At 59.2% G+C, this 24,742-nt stretch carries 20 protein-coding genes and 2 pseudogenes; 15 read left to right on the forward strand and 7 right to left on the reverse strand.

What is annotated here, in order from left to right; genetic code table 11:
* Positions 1 to 15: 15 nt before the first annotated feature.
* From crcB to RS887_RS20165, 4 genes and pseudogenes are all read right to left on the reverse strand, one after another.
* Positions 16 to 390 (reverse strand): fluoride efflux transporter CrcB, encoded by a 375-nt coding sequence (crcB, locus tag RS887_RS20150; protein WP_322616729.1) that lies wholly within the window; start codon positions 388 to 390, stop codon positions 16 to 18.
* Positions 390 to 1,712: a replication-associated recombination protein A gene (locus RS887_RS20155; RefSeq protein ID WP_322616730.1), complete on the reverse strand. Its 1,323-nt coding sequence runs from the start codon at positions 1,710 to 1,712 to the stop codon at positions 390 to 392. Before RS887_RS20155 ends, crcB begins: the two co-directional genes overlap by 1 nt.
* Before the next feature lie 138 nt (positions 1,713 to 1,850).
* The gene (lolA, locus tag RS887_RS20160; RefSeq protein WP_322616731.1) at positions 1,851 to 2,474 is read right to left on the reverse strand and encodes an outer membrane lipoprotein chaperone LolA; all 624 of its coding nucleotides are present in this window, start codon (positions 2,472 to 2,474) and stop codon (positions 1,851 to 1,853) included.
* Positions 2,475 to 2,540: 66 nt separating this feature from the next.
* Positions 2,541 to 4,951: pseudogene (locus RS887_RS20165) on the reverse strand (DNA translocase FtsK).
* 306 nt (positions 4,952 to 5,257) lie between these two features.
* Between RS887_RS20165 and trxB the strand changes: the two are divergent.
* The 4 genes from trxB (at position 5,258) to infA (ending at position 8,054) form a co-directional block, all read left to right on the forward strand.
* Entirely contained in the window at positions 5,258 to 6,217 is a 960-nt protein-coding gene (gene trxB, locus RS887_RS20170; RefSeq protein ID WP_322616732.1) for a thioredoxin-disulfide reductase, read from the forward strand.
* A gap of 61 nt (positions 6,218 to 6,278) precedes the next feature.
* The gene (gene aat, locus RS887_RS20175; RefSeq protein ID WP_322616733.1) at positions 6,279 to 6,959 is read left to right on the forward strand and encodes a leucyl/phenylalanyl-tRNA--protein transferase; all 681 of its coding nucleotides are present in this window, start codon (positions 6,279 to 6,281) and stop codon (positions 6,957 to 6,959) included.
* Between the two features lie 57 nt (positions 6,960 to 7,016).
* The gene (locus RS887_RS20180; RefSeq protein WP_322616734.1) at positions 7,017 to 7,724 is read left to right on the forward strand and encodes an arginyltransferase; all 708 of its coding nucleotides are present in this window, start codon (positions 7,017 to 7,019) and stop codon (positions 7,722 to 7,724) included.
* A 111-nt stretch (positions 7,725 to 7,835) separates the two neighbouring features.
* Entirely contained in the window at positions 7,836 to 8,054 is a 219-nt protein-coding gene (infA, locus tag RS887_RS20185; protein WP_002553999.1) for a translation initiation factor IF-1, read from the forward strand.
* A gap of 368 nt (positions 8,055 to 8,422) precedes the next feature.
* Here infA and clpA read toward each other — a convergent pair.
* Both clpA and clpS read right to left on the reverse strand, forming a co-directional pair.
* A pseudogene (clpA, locus tag RS887_RS20195) lies at positions 8,423 to 10,693 on the reverse strand (ATP-dependent Clp protease ATP-binding subunit ClpA).
* A gap of 30 nt (positions 10,694 to 10,723) precedes the next feature.
* Positions 10,724 to 11,086 carry an ATP-dependent Clp protease adapter ClpS gene (gene clpS, locus RS887_RS20200; protein ID WP_033052565.1) on the reverse strand — a complete coding sequence of 121 codons (363 nt, stop codon included), beginning with the start codon at positions 11,084 to 11,086 and terminating at the stop codon, positions 10,724 to 10,726.
* 224 nt (positions 11,087 to 11,310) lie between these two features.
* Between clpS and cspD the strand changes: the two genes are divergently transcribed.
* Complete coding sequence (gene cspD / locus RS887_RS20205; RefSeq protein WP_416339984.1) at positions 11,311 to 11,577, forward strand: cold shock domain-containing protein CspD; 267 nt, start codon at positions 11,311 to 11,313, stop codon at positions 11,575 to 11,577.
* A 76-nt stretch (positions 11,578 to 11,653) separates the two neighbouring features.
* Here cspD and icd read toward each other — a convergent pair whose 3' ends face one another.
* Positions 11,654 to 12,910 carry an NADP-dependent isocitrate dehydrogenase gene (gene icd, locus RS887_RS20210; RefSeq protein WP_057399856.1) on the reverse strand — a complete coding sequence of 419 codons (1,257 nt, stop codon included), beginning with the start codon at positions 12,908 to 12,910 and terminating at the stop codon, positions 11,654 to 11,656.
* Between icd and RS887_RS20215 the strand changes: the two genes are divergently transcribed.
* The 10 genes from RS887_RS20215 (at position 12,909) to aceA (ending at position 24,205) form a co-directional block, all read left to right on the forward strand.
* A complete protein-coding gene (locus RS887_RS20215; RefSeq protein ID WP_322616736.1) occupies positions 12,909 to 13,136 on the forward strand; it encodes a hypothetical protein in 228 nt (75 codons plus the stop codon). The two genes, icd and RS887_RS20215, sit on opposite strands and share 2 nt — an antisense overlap.
* 279 nt (positions 13,137 to 13,415) lie before the next feature.
* Positions 13,416 to 15,641 (forward strand): NADP-dependent isocitrate dehydrogenase, encoded by a 2,226-nt coding sequence (locus RS887_RS20220; protein WP_322616737.1) that lies wholly within the window; start codon positions 13,416 to 13,418, stop codon positions 15,639 to 15,641.
* 197 nt (positions 15,642 to 15,838) lie between these two features.
* Complete coding sequence (locus tag RS887_RS20225; protein ID WP_322616738.1) at positions 15,839 to 16,285, forward strand: NUDIX hydrolase; 447 nt, start codon at positions 15,839 to 15,841, stop codon at positions 16,283 to 16,285.
* Between the two features lie 108 nt (positions 16,286 to 16,393).
* Positions 16,394 to 17,488 carry a tRNA 2-thiouridine(34) synthase MnmA gene (gene mnmA / locus RS887_RS20230; protein ID WP_322616828.1) on the forward strand — a complete coding sequence of 365 codons (1,095 nt, stop codon included), beginning with the start codon at positions 16,394 to 16,396 and terminating at the stop codon, positions 17,486 to 17,488.
* Complete coding sequence (gene hflD / locus RS887_RS20235) at positions 17,485 to 18,108, forward strand: high frequency lysogenization protein HflD (RefSeq protein WP_085718320.1); 624 nt, start codon at positions 17,485 to 17,487, stop codon at positions 18,106 to 18,108. Before mnmA ends, hflD begins: the two co-directional genes overlap by 4 nt.
* A gap of 124 nt (positions 18,109 to 18,232) precedes the next feature.
* Positions 18,233 to 19,603, forward strand: a complete 1,371-nt coding sequence (gene purB, locus RS887_RS20240) for an adenylosuccinate lyase (protein ID WP_007940861.1) — start codon at positions 18,233 to 18,235, stop codon at positions 19,601 to 19,603.
* An 86-nt stretch (positions 19,604 to 19,689) separates the two neighbouring features.
* Positions 19,690 to 20,859, forward strand: coding sequence for a cupin domain-containing protein (locus RS887_RS20245; protein WP_322616739.1), 1,170 nt, complete (start codon positions 19,690 to 19,692; stop codon positions 20,857 to 20,859).
* A complete protein-coding gene (locus RS887_RS20250; protein ID WP_111287945.1) occupies positions 20,852 to 21,277 on the forward strand; it encodes a GNAT family N-acetyltransferase in 426 nt (141 codons plus the stop codon). The genes RS887_RS20245 and RS887_RS20250 overlap by 8 nt, the downstream gene beginning before the upstream one ends.
* Before the next feature lie 364 nt (positions 21,278 to 21,641).
* The gene (locus RS887_RS20255; RefSeq protein ID WP_322616740.1) at positions 21,642 to 22,403 is read left to right on the forward strand and encodes a secretin N-terminal domain-containing protein; all 762 of its coding nucleotides are present in this window, start codon (positions 21,642 to 21,644) and stop codon (positions 22,401 to 22,403) included.
* A 476-nt stretch (positions 22,404 to 22,879) separates the two neighbouring features.
* Entirely contained in the window at positions 22,880 to 24,205 is a 1,326-nt protein-coding gene (gene aceA, locus RS887_RS20260; protein WP_096510123.1) for an isocitrate lyase, read from the forward strand.
* The last annotated feature ends 537 nt before the right edge of the window (positions 24,206 to 24,742 follow it).

Genomic DNA, 24,742 nt, shown 5'->3' on the forward strand with positions numbered 1-24,742 from the left:
TCGGTTTCTCGTTTATCAAAGTTTGGTCAAGGACAGGCCGGCCCAGGTGGCAAGCAGCCCGCCGAATACGCTGAGTGCCGCATAGCCCAGGGCCAGCGGCACCTGCCCGCTTTCCAGCAGGCGCACCGTATCCAGTGAAAAGGATGAAAAAGTCGTCAGCCCCCCGAGGAAGCCGACTATCAACCCGGCGCGAATCTCAAAAGGCACCTCCGGGCGTATCAAAAACAGACCGTATAGAACACCGATCAGCAAACAGCCCACGATATTAACGGCCAGCGTCGCGGTATAGAAGTGCCGCGGCCAATTCCCGTTGATCCAGTTGCCCGTGGCAAAGCGCAACAATGTACCGGCTACCCCGCCAACGGAAACCGCAATGATCAAAGGAAGCACTATTTTCTCCGCTGCCTTGGGCTTGAACGGTCGAGTTTTGCCAGGTGATTGAGTTTTTCGCCGATTTTCAATTCCAGGCCACGGGGCACCGGCTGATAGAACGGAATCGGGTCGAGTTCTTCCGGGAAGTAATCTTCCCCGGCGGCATAGGCATCCGGCTCATCGTGGGCATAACGGTATTCATCGCCATAGCCCAACTGCTTCATCAGCTTGGTCGGCGCGTTGCGCAGGTGCAGCGGCACTTCCAGCGAGCCGTGTTCGGCGGCGGCGCGCAATGCGGTCTTGAAGCCCATGTACACCGCGTTGCTTTTCGGCGCGCAGGCCAGATAGGTGATGGCCTGGGCCACCGCCAGTTCACCCTCGGGGCTGCCAAGGCGTTCCTGCACCTCCCAGGCCGCCAGACACAGGCTCAGGGCGCGCGGGTCGGCATTGCCGATGTCTTCGCTGGCCATGCGCACCACACGCCGGGCCAGGTACAGCGGGTCGCAGCCACCGTCGATCATCCGCGCGAACCAGTACAGCGCGCCGTCGGGGTTGGAGCCGCGCACCGACTTGTGCAGCGCGGAAATCTGGTCATAGAACGCTTCGCCGCCCTTGTCGAAACGCCTGCGGGTATCGCCGAGCAGGCTTTGCAGCAGGTCGGTGCCCATCTCGCTGTTGTCTTCGGCCAGATCCGAGGCGTTCTCCAGCAGATTCAGCAGGCGCCGGCCATCGCCATCGGCAGCGGACAGCAGCATCTGGAAGCCCTCATCGCTGAGGGTCAGGTTGCGCTTGCCAAGCCCACGCTCCTCGGTCAGCGCACGCTGCACCAGCTTGCGCAGAGCCGCTTCGTCGAGGCTCTTGAGCACATAGACCCGTGCTCGTGACAGCAAAGCGTTGTTCAATTCAAACGAGGGGTTCTCGGTGGTGGCGCCGATGAAAATCAGCGTGCCGTCTTCGACATAGGGCAGGAACGCATCCTGCTGGGACTTGTTGAATCGGTGCACTTCATCGACGAACAGGATGGTGCGCTTGCCGTATTGCCCGGCCTGCTGCTTGGCGATTTCCACCGCCTGACGGATTTCCTTCACGCCGGCGAGCACCGCCGACACCGTTTCGAAGTGCGCATCCGAGACTTCTGCGAGCAATCGCGCCAGCGTGGTTTTGCCCACGCCCGGCGGCCCCCAGAAAATCATCGAATGCAGGGCACCCTGCTCCAGCGCTTCGCGCAAGGGCTTGCCGCGAGCGAGCACGTGTTCCTGACCGACGTACTCGTCCAGATTGGTCGCGCGCAGGCGGGCGGCCAATGGCTGGGCGATGGGGGTGCTGCGAAACAGATCCATGGCGTACTGTTAAACCTCTGATGTCATGTAGGAGCGAGCTTGCTCGCGATGGTCGCCAACGATAACGCTGTAAACCTGACACCCCGCGGCGTGCTCGGGTTTATCGCGAGCAAGCTCGCTCCTACAGGGGTTCTGCGTCTATTCCTGAATTACGTCCGCGCCTTTCGGGATGTCGAACTTGAACTTGGACGCCGGGATCGGCTCGTTGGCCTTCACCCCGGTGAACAGGATGTTGGTGCGCTGGCCGACGCTGTCGATCAGTTGCATGTCATTGACCAGGCCATTGCGGAACGACAGGCGCAGGCTGTCGAACAAGGTGTCCTTGGTTTTCGGTTTCAGGGTGAAGTCGATCACGCCGCCGGCTTCCTTGGCACTGATGTCGAAGCTCTGGCTGATCTTCGACACGTCACCGGACAGCAGCAACGCAGGCGTCTGGGTCATGCGCTCATCGAGCTTCTTGATGGTGGCCTGTTCCAGGTCCGGGTCCCACAGGGTGACCTTCTTGCCGTCGGAAACCATGGTCTGCTCGGCCGGTGCATCGGTGTGCCAGTAGAACAGGCCCGGACGCTGCAACGACATGTCGCCGGCGGTTTCCTGCAACTGGGTGCCGGTGCCGTCCAGGGTCAATTGAGAGAAACGTGCGGTCAGGGTCTGGGATTTTTCCAGCAATTGGGTCAGGCGTGCCACGTCCTTGTCATCGGCGTTAGCCTGGAGCGTGGTCAAAGCCAGTACCGGCAGCAACAGCATGCGGATCAGACGCATGGGAGTCCTCATAACATTCGTGGGAGTGCGAGCGGTGCCACAGGCACCACTCCTTTCATACTCGGGTCAGTCGCGCACCGGGCCCGGGGCCAGGACTTCACGCGAACCGTTGGTGTTCATGGACGTCACGACCCCGGCCATTTCCATGGCTTCGATCATGCGCGCGGCGCGGTTGTAGCCGATCTTGAGCTTGCGCTGAACCGCGGAAATGGAGGCGCGACGGCTTTCCAGCACGAACTGGACCGCTTCGTCGTACAGCGCGTCGGCCTCTGGATCATCACCGTCGCCGCCCCCGCTGCTGCCTTCGAAGCCGCTACCCGCCTCTTCGACGCCATTGAGAATGTCGTCGTTGTATTCCGGCGCGCCACGCAGCTTCCAGGCTTCCACCACGCGGTGAACCTCATCGTCGGACACGAAAGCACCGTGAACACGAATCGGCAGACTGGTACCCGGCGGCATGTAGAGCATGTCACCGTGGCCCAGCAGTTGCTCGGCACCGCCCTGGTCGATGATGGTCCGGGAGTCGATCTTGCTCGATACCTGGAACGCCATGCGGGTCGGGATGTTGGCCTTGATCAGACCGGTGATCACATCCACCGACGGACGCTGGGTCGCAAGGATCAAGTGAATACCGGCAGCACGAGCCTTTTGCGCGATACGGGCAATCAGCTCTTCAACCTTCTTGCCGACGATCATCATCATGTCGGCGAATTCGTCGACCACCACCACGATGGTCGGCAGCTTGCTCAGCAGCGGCGCTTCGTCGTGAATGCTCTCGCGCTTGTACAGTGGATCGCTCAAGGGTTCGCCGGCATCCTGGGCTTCCTTGACCTTGGCGTTGAAGCCCGACAGGTTGCGCACGCCCATCTTGGCCATCAGCTTGTAGCGGCGCTCCATCTCGGCAACGCTCCAGCGCAGGGCGTTGGCGGCGTCCTTCATGTCGGTAACCACCGGACACAGCAGGTGCGGAATGCCTTCGTAGATCGACAGCTCCAGCATTTTCGGGTCGATCATGATCAGTTTGGCGTCTTCCGGGCCGGACTTGAACAGGATCGACAGGATCATCGCGTTCACGCCCACCGACTTACCGGAACCGGTGGTACCGGCCACCAGCAGGTGCGGCATCTTCGCCAGGTCGGTGATGACCGGTTTGCCGCCGATATCGTGGCCCAGGGCCAGGGTGACCGGGGATTTGAAGTTATCGTACTCGGGGGTCGACAACACCTCGGAGAAACGCACGATCTGCCGGTCTTCGTTGGGAATCTCGATACCGACCGTGGTCTTGCCCGGAATCACTTCCACCACGCGCACGCTGGTCACGGCCAGGAACGGGCCAGGTCTTTGGCCAGGTTGGAGATGCGGCTGACCTTGACGCCGGCGGCCGGCTGGATTTCGTAACGGGTAATCACCGGGCCCGGGTGGATCGAATCCACTGCGACTTCAACGCCGAACTCCTTGAGCTTGATTTCCAGCAAGTGGCCAACCGCAGCCAGGGATTCAGGCGAGTAATTGAGCTGTTTCTTTTCCGCGGGATCGAGAATCGAGATCGGCGGCAAGGTGCCTTCCACGGCGCTGTCGACGAACAGCGGCGCCTGTTTCTCTTTTTCGACGCGTTTGCTCGGTGCGGCAGGCTTGGGTGGCGCGGGCGCGATCACCGGCGGCACCTGCTTCTCGCGTTCGGACATGTGTTTGCTCAGGGCTTGCTCACGCTCGATCAGCCGCTCCTTGACCTTGGCCTGCTCGCGCTTGTCGGTGACGGTCGGCGCAACCACTTCATCCATACGGTCGTCGACTTCACGCAACTGGGCGACCAGCTGTTTACGCTCGGTACGGGCCGCCCACCAGCGATTGGCCGCGCCCTGGAACAGTTCGAACAGGTCGAGGGTGATCTTGCCGGTGATATCCATCACCTTGAACCACGACAGGTCGGTAAACACCGTCAGGCCGAACAGGAACAAGGCGATGAACAGCAGGGTGCTGCCCTGGATATTCAGGGCGTTCCTGGCCAGGTCGCCGAGGCTTTCGCCCAGCGCACCGCCCGCACCGGCCGGCAGACCGGTCGCGGCATGGAAATGGATATGGGCCAGAGCGGCACCCGACAGCACCAGGAACACCAGGCCGATCAGGCGCCAGGAGAACAGCCAACCACTCCACTGCCACGGTTCGTGACGCTGGCGGAAGATCTGGTACGCCTTGATCGCCAGCAGCAACGGGAAGATATAGGCGAAGTAACCCAGCACCATGAACAGGATATCGGCGCTGTAGGAGCCCGCTGGCCCGCCGAAGTTCTGCACGTCGTCGATCTTGCTGTTATGGCTCCAGCCCGGATCATCCTTGCCATAGGTCAACAAGGCCATCATCAGGAACAGGCACAAGGCACCGATGGCGATCAGCGCACCTTCCTTGAGTCGGTAGTGCAAGTGCTGGCGCCAGAGCGGAACGACGGCTGGTTTAGGTGCTGCGGTGGATTTCTTCAAAACGCTTCTTTTCCTGCGCCATGGGCGCGTCCATCTGGTGAATGTCTATAAAAACCGGCAAAAAACTGCCCAATCCAGGCAGGTAAAAAAGTTAACACGCGTAACCGGGACTACTTTTAACACTGCGCCCCGGTTTTTATAAACACGGCGCGCACTGAATATATGTAACACGCACGGCATTGTACGGGTTTGTACGTACGACGCCATGCTTGAGACCCTTGGGTGTAGCATAGTCAACAGCACATGACATGCTGTTCAATTTGAGCATGCATTCTCTTTTGTGACAAAGGCTTATGAGGTGTTTTTATGAGCGAAGCGAAGCATTCCCGCCTGATTATCCTGGGCTCCGGCCCTGCCGGTTACAGCGCAGCCGTTTATGCCGCCCGCGCCAACCTCAAGCCCGTTGTCATTACCGGCATACAGGCAGGTGGCCAGCTCACCACCACCGTCGAAGTCGATAACTGGCCAGGTGACGTCGAAGGCCTGACCGGGCCGGTCCTGATGGAGCGCATGCAAAAACACGCCGAACGCTTTGCCACCGAGATCGTTTACGACCACATCCATACGGCCAAGTTGCAACAACGGCCATTAGAACTGATCGGCGATGGCGGAGCTTACACCTGCGACGCGCTGATCATTGCCACCGGCGCTTCTGCGCAATATCTGGGCCTGCCGTCGGAAGAAGCGTTTGCCGGCAAAGGGGTTTCAGCGTGCGCGACTTGTGATGGCTTCTTCTATCGCAACCAGGTGGTTGCGGTGGTCGGTGGCGGCAACACGGCGGTCGAAGAAGCGTTATACCTGTCGAACATTGCCAAAGAAGTGCACCTGATCCATCGGCGCGACAAACTGCGCTCGGAGAAAATCCTCCAGGATAAACTCTTCGAAAAGGCCGCCAATGGCAATATCCGTTTGCACTGGAACCAGAATCTGGACGAAGTGCTTGGCGATGCCAGTGGCGTGACCGGCGCCCGCCTGCGGGACAGCCACACCGGCGAAACCAGGGAACTGCCACTGGCCGGGGTGTTCATCGCCATCGGCCACAAGCCCAACACCGACCTGTTCACCGGACAACTGAAAATGCGAAACGGGTATCTGTTGGTCAAGGGTGGCAGCGAAGGCGATGCCACCGCCACGGCGATAGCAGGCGTGTTTGCCGCCGGCGACGTGGCCGACCACGTCTATCGCCAGGCCGTTACGTCTGCCGGGGCCGGTTGCATGGCGGCACTGGACGCTGAAAAATACCTCGACGACATTCCCGCCGTTTGAAGGCAAACTTTATAGCGAGCCAACACCACCACTGCCCTCCCCTTCTGCAAGCCCGGATGCCATGCTGACTTGGTTACAACGCAACACCTTGCATTTCCCGCCGCTGGAAAAGGCCATGCGCGACCCCAACGGGCTCCTGGCTGCCGGCGGCGATCTGTCCGCCGATCGGCTGGTCTCGGCTTATCGCCATGGCTGCTTCCCATGGTTCTCCGAAGGCCAGCCGATCCTTTGGTGGTCTCCGGACCCGCGCACGGTTTTGTTTCCCGACGAACTGCACGTCTCGCGCAGCCTGAACAAACTGCTGCGCCAGCAACGCTATCAAGTGACCTTCGACGCGGATTTTGCCGCCGTCATCCGCGCCTGTGCCGCCCCCCGGGATTATGCCGACGGCACCTGGATCACTGAGGCGATGCAAGATGCCTACATCGAACTGCACAGGCGCGGTCACGCGCACTCGGTGGAAGTGTGGGACGGGGACGAACTGGTCGGCGGGTTGTATGGCCTGGCGATGGGCCGGTTGTTTTTCGGTGAGTCCATGTTCAGCCGCGTCGACAACGCCTCGAAATTCGGCTTTGCCACACTGGTTCGACACCTGAAAGACTCGGGTTTTGTATTGATCGATTGCCAGATGCCCACTGATCACCTGCACAGCCTCGGAGCACGAGCGATTCCCCGCCGTGACTTTGCCCGTTACCTTGCGCAGTATCTGGACCAGCCCAGCAGCGCCAATTGGGTTTGCTGAGCGACTTTTGCGCGTGTGGCTTACACTTAATCAAAAGCATTATCCCGAGGGTTGATCATGACCGAGTTGGCGCGCTTGAAGTTCTATGCCACTCAGCCGCACTCTTGCAGTTATCTGCCCGATGAGCAGGCCACAACCCTGTTCCTCGACCCTAGCCAGCCCATGGATGTGCATGTCTATGCAGACCTGTCAGAGATGGGGTTTCGTCGCAGTGGCGATCATCTCTACCGGCCGCATTGCCAGAACTGCAATGCGTGCGTTCCGGCGCGCATTCCCGTGGGGCAGTTCACGCCCAACCGGCAACAGAAACGCATTTTCAAGCGCAACGCGGATTTGCAGGTGCGTCCGGCCAAGCCCGGCTTCAACGAAGAGTACTTCAACCTTTACCAGCGCTATATCGAACAGCGTCACGCCGATGGCGATATGTACCCGCCAAGTCGCGACCAGTTTTCGACATTCCTCGTGCGGGACCTGCCGTTTTCACGTTTTTATGAGTTCCGCCTGAACGGACGGCTGCTGGCCGTCGCCGTCACCGATTTACTGCCGAACGGTCTTTCGGCGGTCTACACCTTCTACGAGCCTGCCGAAGAGCGTCGCAGCCTTGGGCGCTACGCAATCCTCTGGCAAATCGCCGAGGCCAGCCGGCTTGGGCTGGAGGCGGTTTACCTCGGCTACTGGATCAAAAACTGCAAAAAAATGAACTACAAGACTCAATATCGCCCCATTGAATTGCTGATTAATCAGCGCTGGGTGGTTCTAAACTAGAGCCGGCCCTAAACCCCTTGGCTTAAACCCCACTTTTCGGGCACAATGCACGCCGCTTTTGCCTGGCGCAGTTGCACCGGGCCATTCATTGGACACCGAGGGCTTTACTGCATGTCGAAAGAAGACAGCTTCGAAATGGAAGGCACTGTCGTCGACACCCTGCCCAACACCATGTTTCGTGTGGAGTTGGAAAATGGGCACGTCGTAACCGCGCACATCTCCGGCAAGATGCGCAAGAACTACATCCGTATTCTTACCGGCGACAAAGTGCGCGTAGAGCTGACTCCCTATGACTTGAGCAAAGGGCGCATCACTTACCGCGCGCGCTAAGGCAGGAGCGAGCTTGCTCGCGAAAAACCTGAGGGCGCCGCGTCAAGTCAGACTCCCCGCATCATCGTTGACGACCATCGCGAGCAAGCTCGCTCCTACAGTGATAGGGCCCGCTCGCTAAGCAAGTCAATACAAGACGCCCGGCTCATGCCGGGCGTTTTTGTTTGCCTGCAATTTGCCCCCTTGTAGGAGCGAGCCTGCTCGCGAAAATCCGGAGGACGCCACGTGAAACCAGACTTCCCGCGTCATCGTTGACGACCATCGCGAGCAGTCGAGCGTCGACCGACTGCTCCTACAGACAGCAGATATACCGGTCAACAGGCAGCAGAAAGGCGCCTCTCGGCGCCTTTCTGTTTTGCTTTTGAACGTCAGGCCATCTCGGCCGTGGTCTCGAACTCGAAGGTCAGTTCGCCGTCCTTGATGTCGATGTGCACCACACCGCCATGTTCGGCCAGTTCGCCAAAGAGAATCTCCTCCGCCAGCGGACGCTTGATCTTGTCCTGGATCAGGCGCGCCATTGGACGAGCACCCATCGCTGCGTCGTAGCCACCTTCGGCGAGCCAGCTGCGAGCCGCATCGGTGACCTCCAGTAACACTCGCTTGTCTTCCAGCTGTGCCTGAAGCTCGGTAAGGAACTTGTCCACCACGCTCTTGATGACCTCATGGCTGAGGCGACCAAACTGGATGATGGTGTCCAGGCGGTTGCGGAATTCCGGCGTGAAGCTCTTCTTGATCACTTCCATCGCATCAGAGGAGTGATCCTGATAGGTGAAACCGATCGAAGCGCGAGCTGCAGTCTCGGCACCGGCGTTGGTCGTCATGATGACGATAACGTTACGGAAATCCGCCTTGCGCCCGTTGTTATCGGTCAACGTACCGTGATCCATGACCTGCAACAGCAGGTTGAAGACTTCCGGATGCGCCTTCTCGATCTCATCGAGCAACAGCACGCAGTGTGGCTGCTTGGTGATGGCTTCTGTGAGCAGACCGCCCTGATCGAACCCGACATAACCTGGAGGCGCACCGATCAGACGCGATACGGTGTGGCGCTCCATGTACTCGGACATGTCGAAACGAATCAACTCGACACCCAGCGCCTTGGCCAACTGACGCGCCGCTTCGGTTTTACCGACACCGGTAGGCCCTGCGAACAGGAACGAACCGACAGGCTTGTCAGGGGACTTGAGGCCGGCACGGGACAGCTTGATCGCGGTTGCCAGCGAGTCGATCGCGGCATCCTGACCAAATACTGTCAACTTCAGGTCACGCTCGAGGTTACGCAACAGCTCCTTGTCGGAACTGGTGACGTGCTTGGGCGGAATCCGCGCGATTTTCGCGACAATGTCCTCGACCTGAGGCACTTCGATACGCTTGACGCGCATCTCGACCGGTTGCAGGCGCTGGTAGGCACCCGCCTCGTCGATCACATCGATCGCCTTGTCCGGCATGTGTCGGTCATTGATATAGCGCGAAGCCAGCTCGGCGGCGGCGCGTAGGGCTTCATCACTGTATTCGATATTGTGATGCAGCTCGAAACGCCCTTTCAGGCCGCGCAGGATGCCGATGGTGTCTTCCACCGAAGGCTCCGACACATCGACCTTCTGGAAGCGCCGGGCCAAAGCACGGTCCTTCTCGAAAATGCCGCGGAATTCCTGGAAGGTGGTCGAACCGATGCAACGGATATCACCCGAGGACAGCAGCGGCTTGAGCAGGTTCGAGGCATCCATGACGCCACCGGACGCGGCACCCGCACCGATGATGGTATGGATCTCGTCGATGAACAGGATCGCCTGCGGACGTTTTTTCAGTTCATTGAGCAACGCCTTGAAGCGTTTCTCGAAATCACCACGATACTTGGTGCCCGCGAGCAGAGCGCCAAGATCGAGGGAATAAACAACGCTGTTGGCCAGCAGGTCCGGCACCTGGTTGTCGACAATGCGCTTGGCCAGGCCTTCGGCAATCGCGGTTTTACCCACGCCCGCCTCGCCCACCAGCAGCGGATTGTTTTTGCGACGACGCGCCAGGATCTGCGCGACACGCTCGACTTCCAGCTCTCGCCCCACCAACGGATCAATACGACCCTGGCGCGCCAGCTCATTGAGGTTGCTGGCATAAGCATCCAGGGGATTGCCCGAGGAAGAAGACTCACCACCCTCGTCGTCCTGCATATCTTGCTCACCTTCAGAATGATCGCCATGCCCCGGCACCTTGGAAATGCCATGGGCGATGTAGTTGACGACATCTATACGGGCAACGCTCTGCTGTTTCAGCAGGAACACTGCCTGACTCTCTTGCTCACTGAAGATCGCGACCAGCACGTTGGCACCAGTCACTTCGCGTTTGCCCGAGCTCTGTACGTGAAACACAGCACGCTGCAGTACACGCTGGAAGCCCAGGGTTGGCTGGGTTTCGCGATCCTCGTCATGCACGGGGATCAATGGCGTGGTGGAGTCGATGAACTCCTGCAGGTCGTGCTTCAGTTTGTCGAGGTTTGCGCCGCAGGCACGCAAAACGGTGGCGGCAGCCTCATTGTCCAATAGGGCCAGCAGGAGATGCTCGACGGTCATGAATTCATGACGCTTCGAACGGGCCTACTTGAAGGCAAGATTGAGGGTGACTTCGAGCTCGCGGTTTAACATAGCTTCACCTCATACCCAAGTGTCCGGCGATTAACCGTCCTTCTCGATTTCACAGAGTAGCGGATGCTGGCTTTCCCTGGCGTACTGGTTGACCTGCATGGCCTTGGTCTCGGCGATGTCGCGGGTAAACACTCCACATACTGCCCGTCCTTCAGTATGGACGGCCAGCATGACCTTGGTCGCCAGCTCGCGATTCAGGTTAAAAAACACCTCGAGCACTTCGACGACGAAATCCATCGGTGTGTAGTCATCATTGAACAAAACCACCTTGTACATCGGCGGCGCCTGTAGTGCAGGCTTTGCCTCCTGAACAGCAATGCCTGTGGAATCGTCGTCGTGTAAATCAGGGTGATCCTGATTGAATGTTAGTCGAATCTGGCTGATTGCATGCATGGAAAGAAAGGTTCGTCAGTGGTTCAAATACAGTGGTGGGGACGGCTATCAGCGTTTTCAACTCCGACTGCCTGGTCAGCTTGACTATCGGCAAAACGGTGTTACAACCAATAGAGCCCACAGTGGGTAAAAAAGGTCCGCGGAGTCAATCTTATTTACAGATTCGACTGCGGATGTACTGGATGATACTCCAGTGATGGAGTCTGTTGCAGAGGGATATGGGCATGTCAGGCGGCAAGGTCAGTGGCAAGGTCAAATGGTTCAACAATGCCAAGGGTTACGGTTTCATCATTGAGGATGGCAAGACAGAAGACCTGTTTGCCCACTACTCCGCCATCCAGATGGAAGGTTATAAAACCCTGAAAGCCGGGCAAGCTGTGGTATTCGACATCATCCAGGGCCCCAAAGGCCTGCACGCGATCAACATCGGCAACCCGGTGGATGCTTCGAAAGCGACGACATCCCCAGTGCAACAGACCGTTACGGCATAAGCCCCCACCACCATCCCGCAAAAAAACCGCCTGACTCAAATGCTTGAATCAGGCAGTTTTTTATGCCTGCGTTTTCTTACATGTGCGAGATCAGCGCATCACCGAAACCGGAAGACGACACCAGTTTCGCGCCTTCCATCAGACGCTCGAAGTCATAGGTCACGGTCTTGGCGGAAATCGCCCCGTTGGTGCCCTTGATGATCAGGTCGGCTGCTTCGGTCCAGCCCATGTGGCGCAGCATCATTTCGGCGGACAGGATCAGCGAACCCGGGTTGACCTGGTCCTTGCCTGCATACTTCGGTGCCGTACCGTGAGTGGCTTCGAACATGGCCACGGTATCGGACAGGTTGGCACCCGGCGCGATACCGATACCTCCCACTTCCGCCGCCAGGGCGTCGGAGAGGTAGTCGCCGTTCAGGTTCAGGGTGGCGATGACATCGTACTCGGCCGGGCGCAGCAGGATCTGCTGGAGCATGGCGTCGGCGATGGCATCCTTGACGACAACGTTCTTGCCGGTTTTAGGGTTCTTGAACTGCATCCACGGACCGCCGTCGAGCAGGGTCGCGCCGAACTCTTCAGCCGCCACTTCGTAGGCCCATTCCTTGAAGGCACCTTCGGTGAACTTCATGATGTTGCCTTTGTGCACGATGGTCAGCGAATCGCGATCATTGTCGACCACATATTGCAGGGCCTTGCGCGCCAGACGCTTGGTGCCTTGCAGGGACACCGGCTTGACGCCGATACCGCAGTTCTCGTCGAAACGGATCTTGGTAACACCCATTTCTTCCTTGAGGAACTTGATGACCTTGGTGGCTTCCGGCGTACCGGCCTTCCACTCGATGCCGGCGTAGATGTCTTCGGAGTTCTCGCGGAAGATGGTCATGTCGACATCGCCTGGCTTCTTGACCGGGCTAGGCACGCCTTCGAACCAGCGCACCGGGCGCAGGCAGACGTACAGGTCGAGTTGCTGACGCAGGGCCACGTTCAGGGAACGGATGCCGCCACCGACCGGGGTGGTCAGCGGGCCCTTGATGGAAACCACGTAATCCTTGACCGCGTCCAGGGTTTCCTGAGGCAGCCAGGTGTCCTGATCGTAAACCTGAGTCGCTTTCTCCCCGGCGTACACTTCCATCCAGGAAATCTTGCGCTCGCCACCGTAGGCCTTCTTAACAGCAGCATCGACAACCTTGATCATGACCGGGCTGATGTCGACACCAATGCCGTCGCCTTCGATGAAGGGGATGATCGGGTTATTAGGAACATTGAGAGAATGGTCTGCATTGACGGTGATTTTGTCGCCGACGGCTGGAACCTGAATCTTCTTGTAACCCATGCTGAACTCCATCGATTGGATTGAACATCTGGCTTGGTTCGAGCGTAACCCAGTTGAATCGGCGCGCAAACCCTATGTTCCGTCCATCTGCCGCAAAGCCTTGCATCTCGCGAGCTACAAGCCTGAAAGCAAAGGGAAAAGCGCCAAACTCAAGCACGACGAACGACCTTACGCCCTGCCGCCCCCTGCGACCTTTAGACCAATGGACGACATTCGTTGCGTATGAACCATCGGCAGATTGCCAGCTACCTATGTATAATGCCGCCGCTGACTAAAGGGTCACGACGGGCCGAGCAGCCTGCCGCTTGATGAAAAGCGACGAGTGTTTCCGCCCAAAGCCGGTCTGTTACCGCAGCCCGGCTGCTTGACACCCTACTGATGCACCCAACATCACAGCAACGAAACCTCGATATTCGGCTCATGGATGACTTTGAACGAACGCGCTTACCCGGCGCCCTCGAGTTTCTGCGCACGCTTTAGCAAAGAAGAGAGAGTTAATCCGAATATGCCCACCCGCTCGAAGATCATCTATACCTTCACCGACGAAGCCCCAGCCCTCGCCACCTATTCTCTGTTGCCTATCATCGAGGCCTACACCGCTTCGGCCGATATCGCCGTTGAAACCCGCGATATCTCTCTTGCAGGGCGCATCCTGGCCAGCTTCCCCGAGCAACTGGGCGACAAAGCCGTAGCCGACCACCTCGCCGAACTGGGCGCCCTGGCCGTTACGCCTGAAGCCAACATCATCAAGCTGCCGAACATCAGTGCCTCGGTTCCACAGCTGCAAGCCGCGATCAAAGAACTGCAAGCCCAGGGCTACAACCTGCCGGACTACCCGGAAACCGTGACCTGCGACGCCGACAAAGAAGCCAAGGCGCGCTACGACAAGGTCAAGGGCAGCGCCGTGAACCCGGTTCTGCGTGAAGGCAACTCCGACCGCCGCGCTCCGCTGTCGGTCAAGAACTACGCACGCAAGCACCCGCACAAAATGGGCGCCTGGGCCAAGGACTCCAAGTCCCACGTCGCGCACATGAGCACCGGCGATTTCTACGGCAGCGAAAAAGCCGCCCTGATCGACGCCGCTGACGCCGTGAAAATCGAACTGATCGCCCAGGACGGCACCGCCACCGTCCTGAAAGAAAAGACCACCGTACAAGCCGGTGAGATCCTCGATTGCGCGGTCATGAGCAAAAACGCCCTGCGCAGCTTCATCGCCGCCGAGATCGAAGACGCCAAGGCACAAGGCGTGCTGCTGTCGGTTCACCTGAAAGCCACCATGATGAAGGTCTCCGACCCGATCATGTTCGGCCAGATCGTCGCCGAGTTCTATAAGGACGCACTGGCCAAGCACGCTGAAGTGCTGGCACAGATCGGCTTCAATCTGAACAACGGCATCGGCGACCTGTACGCTCGCATCAAGGCATTGCCTGCCGAGCAACAAGCCGCCATCGAAGCTGACATCCAGGCGGTCTACGCCGTTCGCCCTTCCCTGGCGATGGTCAACTCCGACAAAGGCATCACCAACCTGCACGTGCCGAGCGACGTGATCGTCGACGCCTCGATGCCGGCCATGATCCGTGACTCCGGCAAGATGTGGGGCACCGACGGCCAGCTGCACGACACCAAGGCCGTGATCCCGGATCGCTGCTACGCCACCATCTACCAGGCAGTGATCGAAGACTGCAAAGCCAATGGCGCGTTCGACCCAACCACCATGGGCAGCGTGCCAAACGTTGGCCTGATGGCGAAGAAAGCCGAAGAGTACGGCTCCCACGACAAGACTTTCCAGATCAAGGCTGACGGCGTTGTTCGCGTCACCGACAGCAAGGGCAACCTGCTGCTGGAGCAGTCGGTTGAAGCCGGCGACATCTTCCGCATGTGCCAGACCAAAGACGCGCCGATCCAGGACTGGGTCAAACTGGCCGTCAACCGCGCTCGCGCCAGCAGCACTCCAGCGATTTTCTGGCTGGACCCGATGCGCGCCCACGATGGCGTGGTGATCGAGAAAGTTCAGGCTTACCTGAAGGATCACGACACTGCCGGCCTGGACATCCAGATCATGTCGCCGGTCGACGCCATGAAGTACACCCTGCAGCGCACCCGCGAAGGCAAGGACACCATCTCGGTGACCGGCAACGTACTGCGCGATTACCTGACCGACCTGTTCCCGATCATGGAACTGGGCACCAGCGCCAAGATGCTGTCGATCGTGCCGCTGATGAACGGCGGCGGCCTGTTCGAAACCGGCGCCGGCGGTTCGGCTCCGAAGCACGTCCAGCAGTTGCTGGAAGAAAACTTCCTGCGCTGGGATTCGCTGGGTGAATTCCTGGCCCTGGCCGCGTCCCTGGAACACCTGGGCGTGACCTACAACAATCCAAAGGCGCTGGTTCTGGCCAAGACCCTGGACCAGGCCACCGGCCAGTTCCTGGACAACAACAAGTCGCCATCGCGCAAAGTCGGCAACATCGACAACCGCGGCAGCCACTTCTACCTGGCGCTGTACTGGGCTCAAGCCCTGGCTGCCCAGACCGAAGACACTGCACTGCAAGCGCAGTTCGCGACCCTGGCCAAGACCCTGACCGAGAACGAGGCGACCATCGTTGCCGAGCTCAACGCAGTCCAGGGCAAGCCAGTGGACATCGGCGGTTACTACCACGCCGACGCCGAGCTGATCAGCAAGGCCATGCGCCCAAGCGCAACCTTCAACGCGGCCGTAGCTGCGCTGGTTTAAGGTTGTAAGGGAACATCACAAACCCCGGCCCTGTGCCGGGGTTTGTGTTTTCAGACCTCACACACACCATGTGGGAGCGGGCTTGCTCGCGAATGCGGTTTATCATTCAACATCGATGTTGAATGACCCACCGCTTTCGCGAGCAAGCCCGCTCCCACATTTGACTGTATTTCAACACTGAAAACCGAGGAAACCATATGGACTGGAAACCCCACATCACCGTCGCCACCATCGTCGAAGACAACGGCCGCTTCCTGATGGTCGAAGAACTCAAGCACGGGCGCGTGGTGCTCAATCAGCCCGCCGGCCATCTGGACCCGCATGAAACCCTGACCGAAGCCGCCGTGCGCGAGACCCTCGAGGAAACCGGCTGGGACGTCGAACCAACCGGCGTACTGGGCATTTATCTCTACACCGCCCCGAGCAACGGCGTGACCTATCAACGGGTCTGCTTCATCGCCAAAGCGATCAAACACCACGCGGATTATCAACTGGACGACGGCATCGTCGGCGCCAAGTGGTTGACCCGCGAAGAATTAATCGAGCAGCGCGACAATTGGCGCAGCGAGCTGATCATCCGCTGTATCGATGATTATCTGGACGGCAAACACTTCGGCCTCGAATTGATCCGTCCTTCTCTTTAGCCTTGCGGGCTCCAGCCTGTTAGAATCGCGTCCTTTTTCAAGACACTCATTGAATCCCTATGCGTGATCCAGCCCCTTCTGACACAAAAGAAGCGCGTCATCGTCGGCATGTCCGGCGGCGTGGACTCTTCCGTTTCCGCCCTCCTGCTGATCGAGCAGGGTTATGAGGTGGAAGGCCTGTTCATGAAGAACTGGGAAGAAGACGACGGAACCGAATACTGCACCGCCATGGATGACCTGGCGGACGCCCAGGCCGTGTGCGACAAGATTGGCATCAAGCTGCACACCGCCAACTTCGCCGCCGAATACTGGGACAACGTGTTCGAGCATTTCCTGGCCGAATACAAGGCCGGACGCACGCCGAACCCGGACATCCTGTGCAACCGCGAAATCAAGTTCAAGGCGTTCCTCGACTACGCCATGATGCTCGGCGCCGACCTGATCGCCACCGGTCACTACGTGCGTCGCCGTGACATCGATGGCCGCACCGAACTGCTCAAGGGCCTGGACCCGAACAAGGACCAGAGCTACTTCCTGCACGCCGTCGGCGGCGAACAGATCGCCAAGACCCTGTTCCCGGTCGGCGAGCTGGAAAAACCGCAAGTGCGCGCCATCGCCGAGAAATACGAGCTGGCGACCGCGAAGAAAAAGGACTCCACCGGGATCTGCTTCATCGGCGAGCGCCGTTTCAGCGACTTCCTCAAGCAGTACCTGCCGGCGCAACCGGGCGAGATCAAGACCACCGAAGGCGAAATCATCGGCCGTCACCACGGCCTGATGTATCACACCATCGGCCAGCGCCAGGGCCTGGGCATTGGCGGGCTGAAAGATGCCAGCGATGAGCCGTGGTACGTGCTGATCAAGGACCTGGAACACAACGAGCTGATCGTTGGCCAGGGCAACGATCACCCGTGGCTGTTCTCCCGCGCCCTGCTCGCTTCCGATATCTACTGGGTCAACCCGATCGATCTGAGCCAGCCGCGCAAGCTGACCGCCAAAGTGCGATATCGTCAAAGCGACCAGCCCTGCACCCTGGAAAAGACCGCCACGGGTTATCGCGCAACCTTCGATGATCCGCAACGCGCGGTCACTCCGGGCCAGTCAGTGGTGTTCTACGACGGTGAAGTCTGCCTCGGCGGCGGCGTGATTGAAGTGGCTGAGCCATGGACCAGCAAGGACACTCCTAAAGGCGAGCAACAATGAGCCCCATTCAGGAGCAATTGACCGCACTGGGCGGCGTGTTTCTCGCCGCCGTGCTGGTGGACAGGATTGCCAAGACCGGCCAGACCAACGAAGCAGGCCTGACCTGCATGCTCGGTAGCCTGCTGATTCGCGACCCCAAGGACACTCTGGAAGTCTATGGCGGCGATGACATCAACCTGCGCGAAGGTTATCGCGCCCTGATCGGCGCCCTCGAACGCGACCCAAGCGCCCTGCAGCGCGAGCCGCTGCGCTACGCCCTGGCCATGCTCGGTCTTGAGCGTCAACTGGCAAAGCGTGACGACATGCTCGACGTGATCGGTTTACGCCTGCCACAGATTCAATCCCAGGTCGAACACTTCGGCCCGGCGCACGAAAACGTGATCGCCGCGTGCGGCGCGCTGTATCAGGACACCCTGAGCACCCTGCGCCAACGCATCCAGGTGCACGGCGACATGCGCAACCTGCAACAACCGAGCAACGCCTCGAAAATTCGCGCCCTGCTGTTGGCCGGCATTCGTTCGGCGCGCCTGTGGCGGCAGTTGGGCGGTCATCGCTGGCAGCTGGTGATCAGCCGCCGCAAATTGCTGAAAGAGCTTTACCCATTGATGCGTAACGAATAACCCGCATCGACAGAAACGAACTTAGCAATACGCGTAATACGCCGGTCAGTTGGCGACGGACCGGCGGATTTTTTCATGTATGATACGCGCCCCATTTCGTTGCCCGACTGTCCGAGAACACCCCATGCAGCTCTCTTCGCTCACTGCGGTTTCCCCTGTTGACGGCCGCTACGCCGGCAAAACCCAGGCCCTGCGCCCAATTTTCAGCGAGTACGGCCTGATCCGTGCCCGCGTCCTGGTTGAAGTGCGCTGGCTCCAGCGCCTGGCCGCTCATCCTGCCATCAGCGAAGTGCCGGCGTTCTCCGCCGAAGCCAACGCCGTGCTCAATACCCTGGCGGAAAACTTCTCTCTGGAGCACGCCGAGCGCGTCAAAGAGATCGAGCGCACCACCAACCACGACGTCAAGGCCATCGAATACCTGCTCAAAGAGCAAGCGGCCAAGCTGCCGGAACTGGCCAAGGTCAGTGAGTTCATCCACTTTGCCTGCACCAGCGAGGACATCAACAACCTGTCCCACGCCCTGATGCTGCGCGAAGGCCGTGATGACGTGATGCTGCCGCTGATGCGCCAGACCGCCAACGCCATCCGCGAACTGGCCATCCGCTTCGCCGACGTGCCGATGCTGTCGCGTACCCACGGTCAACCGGCCTCGCCGACCACCCTGGGCAAAGAACTGGCAAACGTGGTTTACCGCCTGGAGCGTCAGATCGCCCAGGTCGCTGCCGTTCCGCTGCTGGGCAAGATCAACGGCGCTGTCGGCAACTACAACGCACACCTGTCGGCTTACCCTGAGATCGACTGGGAAGCCAACGCCCGCGCCTTCATCGAAGACGAACTGGGCCTGGGCTTCAATCCGTACACCACGCAGATCGAACCCCACGACTACATTGCCGAGCTGTTCGACGCGATCGCACGCTTCAACACCATCCTGATCGACTTCGACCGCGACATCTGGGGCTACATCTCCCTGGGTTATTTCAAACAGCGCACCATCGCTGGCGAAATCGGTTCGTCGACCATGCCGCACAAGGTCAACCCGATCGACTTCGAGAACTCCGAAGGCAACCTGGGCATCGCCAACGCGCTGTTCCAGCACCTGGCGAGCAAGCTGCCAATCTCCCGCTGGCAGCGCGACCTGACCGACTCCACCGTGCTGCGCAACCTCGGTGTCGGCTTCGCCCACAGCGTGATCGCGTACGAAGCCAGCCTCAAAGGCATCAGCAAACTGGAGCTCAACGAGCAGAAGATTGCCGCTGACCTGGACGCTTGCTGGGAAGTATTGGCCGAGCCGATCCAGACCGTGATGCGTCGCTACAACATCGAAAACCCGTATGAAAAGCTGAAAGAACTGACCCGCGGCAAGGGCATCAGCCCTGAAGCGCTGCAGACTTTCATCGACGGCCTGGACATGCCAGCTGCCGCCAAGGCCGAGCTGAAACTCCTTACCCCGGCCAACTACATCGGTAACGCTGTAGCACAAGCCAAACGCATCTGATCGAACGCTAGACCCTTTTAAGACGCCCGGCAGCGCCGGGCGTTTTTATTCCCGTCTGAAAAGTGCATTTTTTCAATAGGTTACACATGAATCCTGATACTCCTCTTCAACTTCTGGGCGGCATCACGGCACGGGAATTCCTGCGCGACTACTGGCAGAAAAAGCCGCTGTTGATCCGTCAGGCGATTCCTGATTTCGAAAGCCCGATCGACGCCGACGAATTGGCCGGCCTGGCGCTGGAAGAAGAAGTCGAATCGCGCCTGATCATCGAGCACGGCGAGCGCCCTTGGGAATTGCGTCGCGGTCCGTTCGCCGAAGACGAATTCAGCAAATTGCCGGAGCGCGAATGGACCCTGCTGGTGCAGGCCGTGGATCAATTCGTGCCGGAAGTCAGCGAACTGCTGGAAAACTTCCGTTTTCTGCCGAGCTGGCGCATCGACGACGTGATGATCAGCTATGCCGCACCGGGTGGCAGCGTTGGTCCGCACTTCGACAACTACGACGTGTTCCTGCTGCAAGGCCACGGCAAGCGCAACTGGAAGATCGGCCAGATGTGCAACACCGAAAGCCCGCTGCTGGCCCACGCCGACCTGCGCATCCTCGCTGACTTCGAAGCCACCGACGAATGGGTGCTGGAACCGGGTGACATGCTCTACCTGCCGCCACGCCTGGCACACTGCGGCGTCGCCGTCGATGACTGCATGACCTACTCGGTCGGCTTCCGCGCGCCGAGCGCCGCTGAAGTACTGACCCACTTCACCGACTTCCTCAGCCAGTTCCTGTCGGACGAAGAACGCTATACCGACGCCGACGCTGTGCCGACAGCCGACCCTCACCAGATCCAGCGCGACGCACTCGACCGCTTGAAAGGCCTGCTGGCCGAACACATGAGCGACGAGCGCCTGCTGCTGACCTGGTTCGGCCAGTTCATGACCGAGCCACGCTACCCGGAACTGGTGGTAGGCCCGGAAGACGTCGAAGAAGAAGACGTCATGAGCGAACTGGAACAAGGCGCGATCCTGATTCGCAACCCGAGCGCACGCCTGGCATGGTCCGAAGTTGACGACGACCTGCTGCTGTTCGCCAGCGGCCAGAGCCGTTATCTGCCGGGCAAACTGCGCGAACTGCTGAAGATGATCTGCGCCGCCGACGCGCTGCACGCCGACAACCTCGGCGAATGGCTGAGCGATGAAGACGGCCGCGGCCTGCTGTGTGAACTGGTCAAGCAAGGAAGCCTGGGGTTCGCCGATGAATAAGATTCACGTACGTGTCGCAGACTGGCAGAAGGACAACGCCGAGATCCGGCGCATTCGTGAAACGGTGTTCGTCGCCGAGCAGTGCGTTCCACCTGAACTGGAATGGGATGCCGACGATGCAACCGCCGTGCATTTCCTCGCGTTCGAAGGCGACTTTCCGATTGGCACCGCTCGCTTGCTGCCCGATGGCCACATCGGCCGAGTGTCGGTGCTCAAGGACTGGCGCGGTCTGAAGGTCGGCGACGCGCTGATGCAAGCGGTGATTGGCGAAGCCGAAGAGCGCGGCCTGAAGCAGCAGATGCTCAGTGCCCAAGTGCAAGCCACAGCGTTCTATGAGCGCCTGGGCTTCAACATGGTCAGCGAGGAGTTCCTGGAAGCCGGGATTCCGCATGTGGACATGGTGCGACACTCGGCCTGATACCGAGGCGCACCTTTCGCGAGCAGGCTCGCTCCCACACTGATCTGCACATGACGCAGAAACAATGTGCGGGCTTGCTCGCGAAGAGGCCAGAACGAACACCACAAAACGCCCCGTCATCTTCGGATGTCGGGGCGTTTTGCTGTCTACGATTCAACTTACCCCACCCCGGGCCGACAAACTGGCAGTATCAACACATACACCTGTTTGTAGGAGCGAGCTTGCTCGCGATGGTCGAGAGAACGCCGCGGGGTGTCAGACTTCCAGCATTATCGTTCACGCCCATCGCGAGCAAGCTCGCTCCTACAAACCCCGGCCCGACAAAGTGGCAACATCAAGCCTTTAGAACGCGGAGATAACGGACATGTCCCTACGCACCCTGCTCACTACCCTACTGCTCGGCTGCAGTTTTTCGGTGATGGCAGCCACAGAAATCATCCCCCTCAAATACCACACCAGCGCCGACCTGCTGCCGGTAGCGCAGGATTTCGTCGGCAAGGAAGGCCAGGTCAGCGCCTACGGCAGCCAACTGATTGTCAACGCCGATCAGCGCAAGATCGACGAACTTAAAGCCCTTCTTTCGCAACTCGATACGGCACCCAAGCGGCTGCTGATCACCGTCGACACCAGCGACAACAACTTTCAGGGTGACCAGGGTTATGCGGTGAACGGCGCCAAGCCAGGCCAGACCCGCATCATCAACTACAGCACCGACAGCCGCGACGGCGGCATTCAGCAGGTGCAGGCCAGTGAAGGCGCACCGGCACTGATCCAGGTCGGCCAGAGCGTGCCGATCACCAGCAGCCAGAGCGATTCCTATGGCGGCTACAGCAGCCAGACCGAGTATCGCAATGTCACCCAGGGTTTCTACGTCACCGCAAACGTCACTGGCGACATCGTTCACCTGTCGATCAGTACCAACCGTGACCGCATGAGCCAGGAACGTCCCGATGTAGTGAACATCCAAAGCACCGACACAACCGTCACCGGCCACCTCGGTGAGTGGATCCTGCTGGCCGGGGTCAATGGCCAGACACAGGCCGATAAACAGGGCCTGACCCGCAGCTACTCGACCCAGAGTCGCAACGACATGACTTTGCGGGTTAAAGTCGACACCCTGGACTAAAGCACCAAAAACTGACTGCCGAGTCGTATTAGACCAAAGATGTAGTGCTCGAAAAAAAGCACTACAAAACGTTTGACGAGCCAAAAAAGCGAAGGCATGATGGCCTCGCTCCCGCTAATCAGGGGCCCTGGCAAGGGCCTTCGAGGCGATGTTCGCAACCTACCCCCGCGAACCGCTTCGTGTCTGTACCGCCCACAAGGTGTGTTTGACGAGGTTGTCGACTGGAACGAAGTTGTCCCGAGGGACGGAAGCGTAATTAGGTAACCCGGCAGCACACTGATGTTCGTACCAAGGCCCACGACGCCCGAATGCGCCCGCAGTTCGCCTTTACCTGCTCACTTCCCCTCGAGCCGATCGTTCATCCCGTCGCCCTCCCCGCCGAATCCGACTTGACCGCTTAAGCCTCTGGTCAGCGAGCGCAGGAATTTTCCACCGCAGAACAACTTTTCATAAAGACGCGACGAGGTTTATCTCCCATGGCACTGACACGCGAACAGCAAATTGCAGCCCTCGAAAAAGACTGGGCTGAAAACCCGCGCTGGAAAGGCGTGACACGCACTTACTCCGCTGCTGACGTCGTCCGCCTGCGTGGCTCGGTTCAACCTGAGCACACCTTTGCAAAAATGGGCGCCGAGAAGCTGTGGAACCTGGTCACCCAGGGTGCCAAGCCGGCCTTCCGTCCTGAGAAAGATTTCGTCAACTGCATGGGCGCCCTGACTGGCGGCCAGGCTGTACAACAAGTCAAAGCCGGTATCCAGGCGATCTACCTGTCGGGCTGGCAAGTGGCTGCGGACAACAACTCCGCCGAATCGATGTACCCGGACCAGTCGCTGTACCCGGTGGACTCGGTTCCAACCGTGGTCAAGCGCATCAACAACGCGTTCCGTCGTGCAGACCAGATCCAGTGGAAAGCCGGCAAGAACCCGGGCGACGCTGGCTACATCGACTACTTCGCACCTATCGTGGCTGATGCTGAAGCCGGTTTCGGCGGCGTACTGAACGCTTACGAACTGATGAAGAGCATGATCGAAGCAGGCGCCGCCGGCGTTCACTTCGAAGACCAGCTGGCTTCCGTGAAGAAATGCGGCCACATGGGCGGCAAGGTACTGGTTCCTACCCAGGAAGCCGTACAGAAGCTGACCGCTGCCCGTCTGGCGGCTGACGTTGCCGGTACTCCGACCATCATCCTGGCCCGTACCGACGCCAACGCCGCTGACCTGCTGACTTCCGACTGCGACCCGTACGACCAGCCATTCGTGACTGGCGAACGTACCCAGGAAGGTTTCTACAAGGTTCGCGCCGGTCTGGACCAGGCCATCGCTCGCGGCCTGGCCTACGCGCCGTACGCCGACCTGATCTGGTGTGAAACCGCCAAGCCGGACCTGGAAGAAGCCCGTCGCTTCGCTGAAGCGATCAAGAAGGAATACCCGGACCAACTGCTGTCGTACAACTGCTCGCCTTCCTTCAACTGGAAGAAAAACCTGGACGACGCGACCATCGCCAAGTTCCAGCGCGAACTGTCCGCCATGGGTTACAAGCACCAGTTCATCACCCTGGCCGGCATTCACAACATGTGGCACAGCATGTTCAACCTGGCGCACGACTACGCCCGCAACGACATGACTGCCTACGTGAAGCTGCAAGAACAGGAATTCGCCGACGCCGCCAAGGGCTACACCTTCGTGGCTCACCAGCAGGAAGTGGGCACCGGCTACTTCGACGACATGACCACCGTGATCCAGGGTGGCTCGTCTTCGGTAACCGCACTGACCGGTTCGACCGAAGAAGAACAGTTCCACTGATCTGCTTCGCTTGAGACATCAGCCGTTGCGGACCGAATAAAAAGCTAACCGCAACGCTGCACATCTGACGCCCCGACTGGTTCGGGGCGTTTTTTTTGCCCGCAATTCAACAAACACCACAAAACCCCTTGTAGGAGCGAGCCCGCTCGCGATGGTGGTCAACGATAACGCTGGGGGCCTGACACCCCGCGGTGTCCTCAGGGTCATCGCGAGCGGGCTCGCTCCTACAAGGGATGGTTGGTGATCCGGAAAAACATTGATCCAGAGCGACATCGACGTCAGGAAAATCCGCTAAAACGCACACCGCCGCTACTTGCTGTAACGCTCAAATAAGACAACTTCCCGAGCATCCGAGGGACAAACAGTTTGAAAACCAAGACAAACAATATTGATTATCATTTAGCCACAACTATGTTCGTTACATTCCCTACAAAACATTATTTGCGAAAAGACCCCTAATGCCCGCAACGCAAGGGCTGCCGGGTTTTGCAGACTCGCTATGTCCTTATTCCTATAAATAATTTCGCTATAGGAATT

This window comes from Pseudomonas sp. BIC9C (assembly GCF_034541995.1).
GTDB lineage: Bacteria > Pseudomonadota > Gammaproteobacteria > Pseudomonadales > Pseudomonadaceae > Aquipseudomonas > Aquipseudomonas fluorescens_CC.

Coding starts and splice junctions, on each gene's coding strand:
- RS887_RS20180 (WP_322616734.1), top strand. CDS start 7,017: ATGACCGAGTTGGCGCGCTTGAAGTTCTATGCCACTCAGCCGCACTCT.
- purB (WP_007940861.1), top strand. CDS start 18,233: ATGCAGCTCTCTTCGCTCACTGCGGTTTCCCCTGTTGACGGCCGCTAC.
- cspD (WP_416339984.1), top strand. CDS start 11,311: ATGTCAGGCGGCAAGGTCAGTGGCAAGGTCAAATGGTTCAACAATGCC.
- lolA (WP_322616731.1), bottom strand. CDS start 2,474: ATGCGTCTGATCCGCATGCTGTTGCTGCCGGTACTGGCTTTGACCACG.
- mnmA (WP_322616828.1), top strand. CDS start 16,394: ATGTCCGGCGGCGTGGACTCTTCCGTTTCCGCCCTCCTGCTGATCGAG.
- RS887_RS20255 (WP_322616740.1), top strand. CDS start 21,642: ATGTCCCTACGCACCCTGCTCACTACCCTACTGCTCGGCTGCAGTTTT.
- icd (WP_057399856.1), bottom strand. CDS start 12,910: ATGGGTTACAAGAAGATTCAGGTTCCAGCCGTCGGCGACAAAATCACC.
- RS887_RS20215 (WP_322616736.1), top strand. CDS start 12,909: ATGCTGAACTCCATCGATTGGATTGAACATCTGGCTTGGTTCGAGCGT.
- RS887_RS20250 (WP_111287945.1), top strand. CDS start 20,852: ATGAATAAGATTCACGTACGTGTCGCAGACTGGCAGAAGGACAACGCC.
- RS887_RS20220 (WP_322616737.1), top strand. CDS start 13,416: ATGCCCACCCGCTCGAAGATCATCTATACCTTCACCGACGAAGCCCCA.
- RS887_RS20245 (WP_322616739.1), top strand. CDS start 19,690: ATGAATCCTGATACTCCTCTTCAACTTCTGGGCGGCATCACGGCACGG.
- clpS (WP_033052565.1), bottom strand. CDS start 11,086: ATGCATGCAATCAGCCAGATTCGACTAACATTCAATCAGGATCACCCT.
- RS887_RS20155 (WP_322616730.1), bottom strand. CDS start 1,712: ATGGATCTGTTTCGCAGCACCCCCATCGCCCAGCCATTGGCCGCCCGC.
- aceA (WP_096510123.1), top strand. CDS start 22,880: ATGGCACTGACACGCGAACAGCAAATTGCAGCCCTCGAAAAAGACTGG.
- RS887_RS20225 (WP_322616738.1), top strand. CDS start 15,839: ATGGACTGGAAACCCCACATCACCGTCGCCACCATCGTCGAAGACAAC.
- hflD (WP_085718320.1), top strand. CDS start 17,485: ATGAGCCCCATTCAGGAGCAATTGACCGCACTGGGCGGCGTGTTTCTC.
- infA (WP_002553999.1), top strand. CDS start 7,836: ATGTCGAAAGAAGACAGCTTCGAAATGGAAGGCACTGTCGTCGACACC.
- trxB (WP_322616732.1), top strand. CDS start 5,258: ATGAGCGAAGCGAAGCATTCCCGCCTGATTATCCTGGGCTCCGGCCCT.
- aat (WP_322616733.1), top strand. CDS start 6,279: ATGCTGACTTGGTTACAACGCAACACCTTGCATTTCCCGCCGCTGGAA.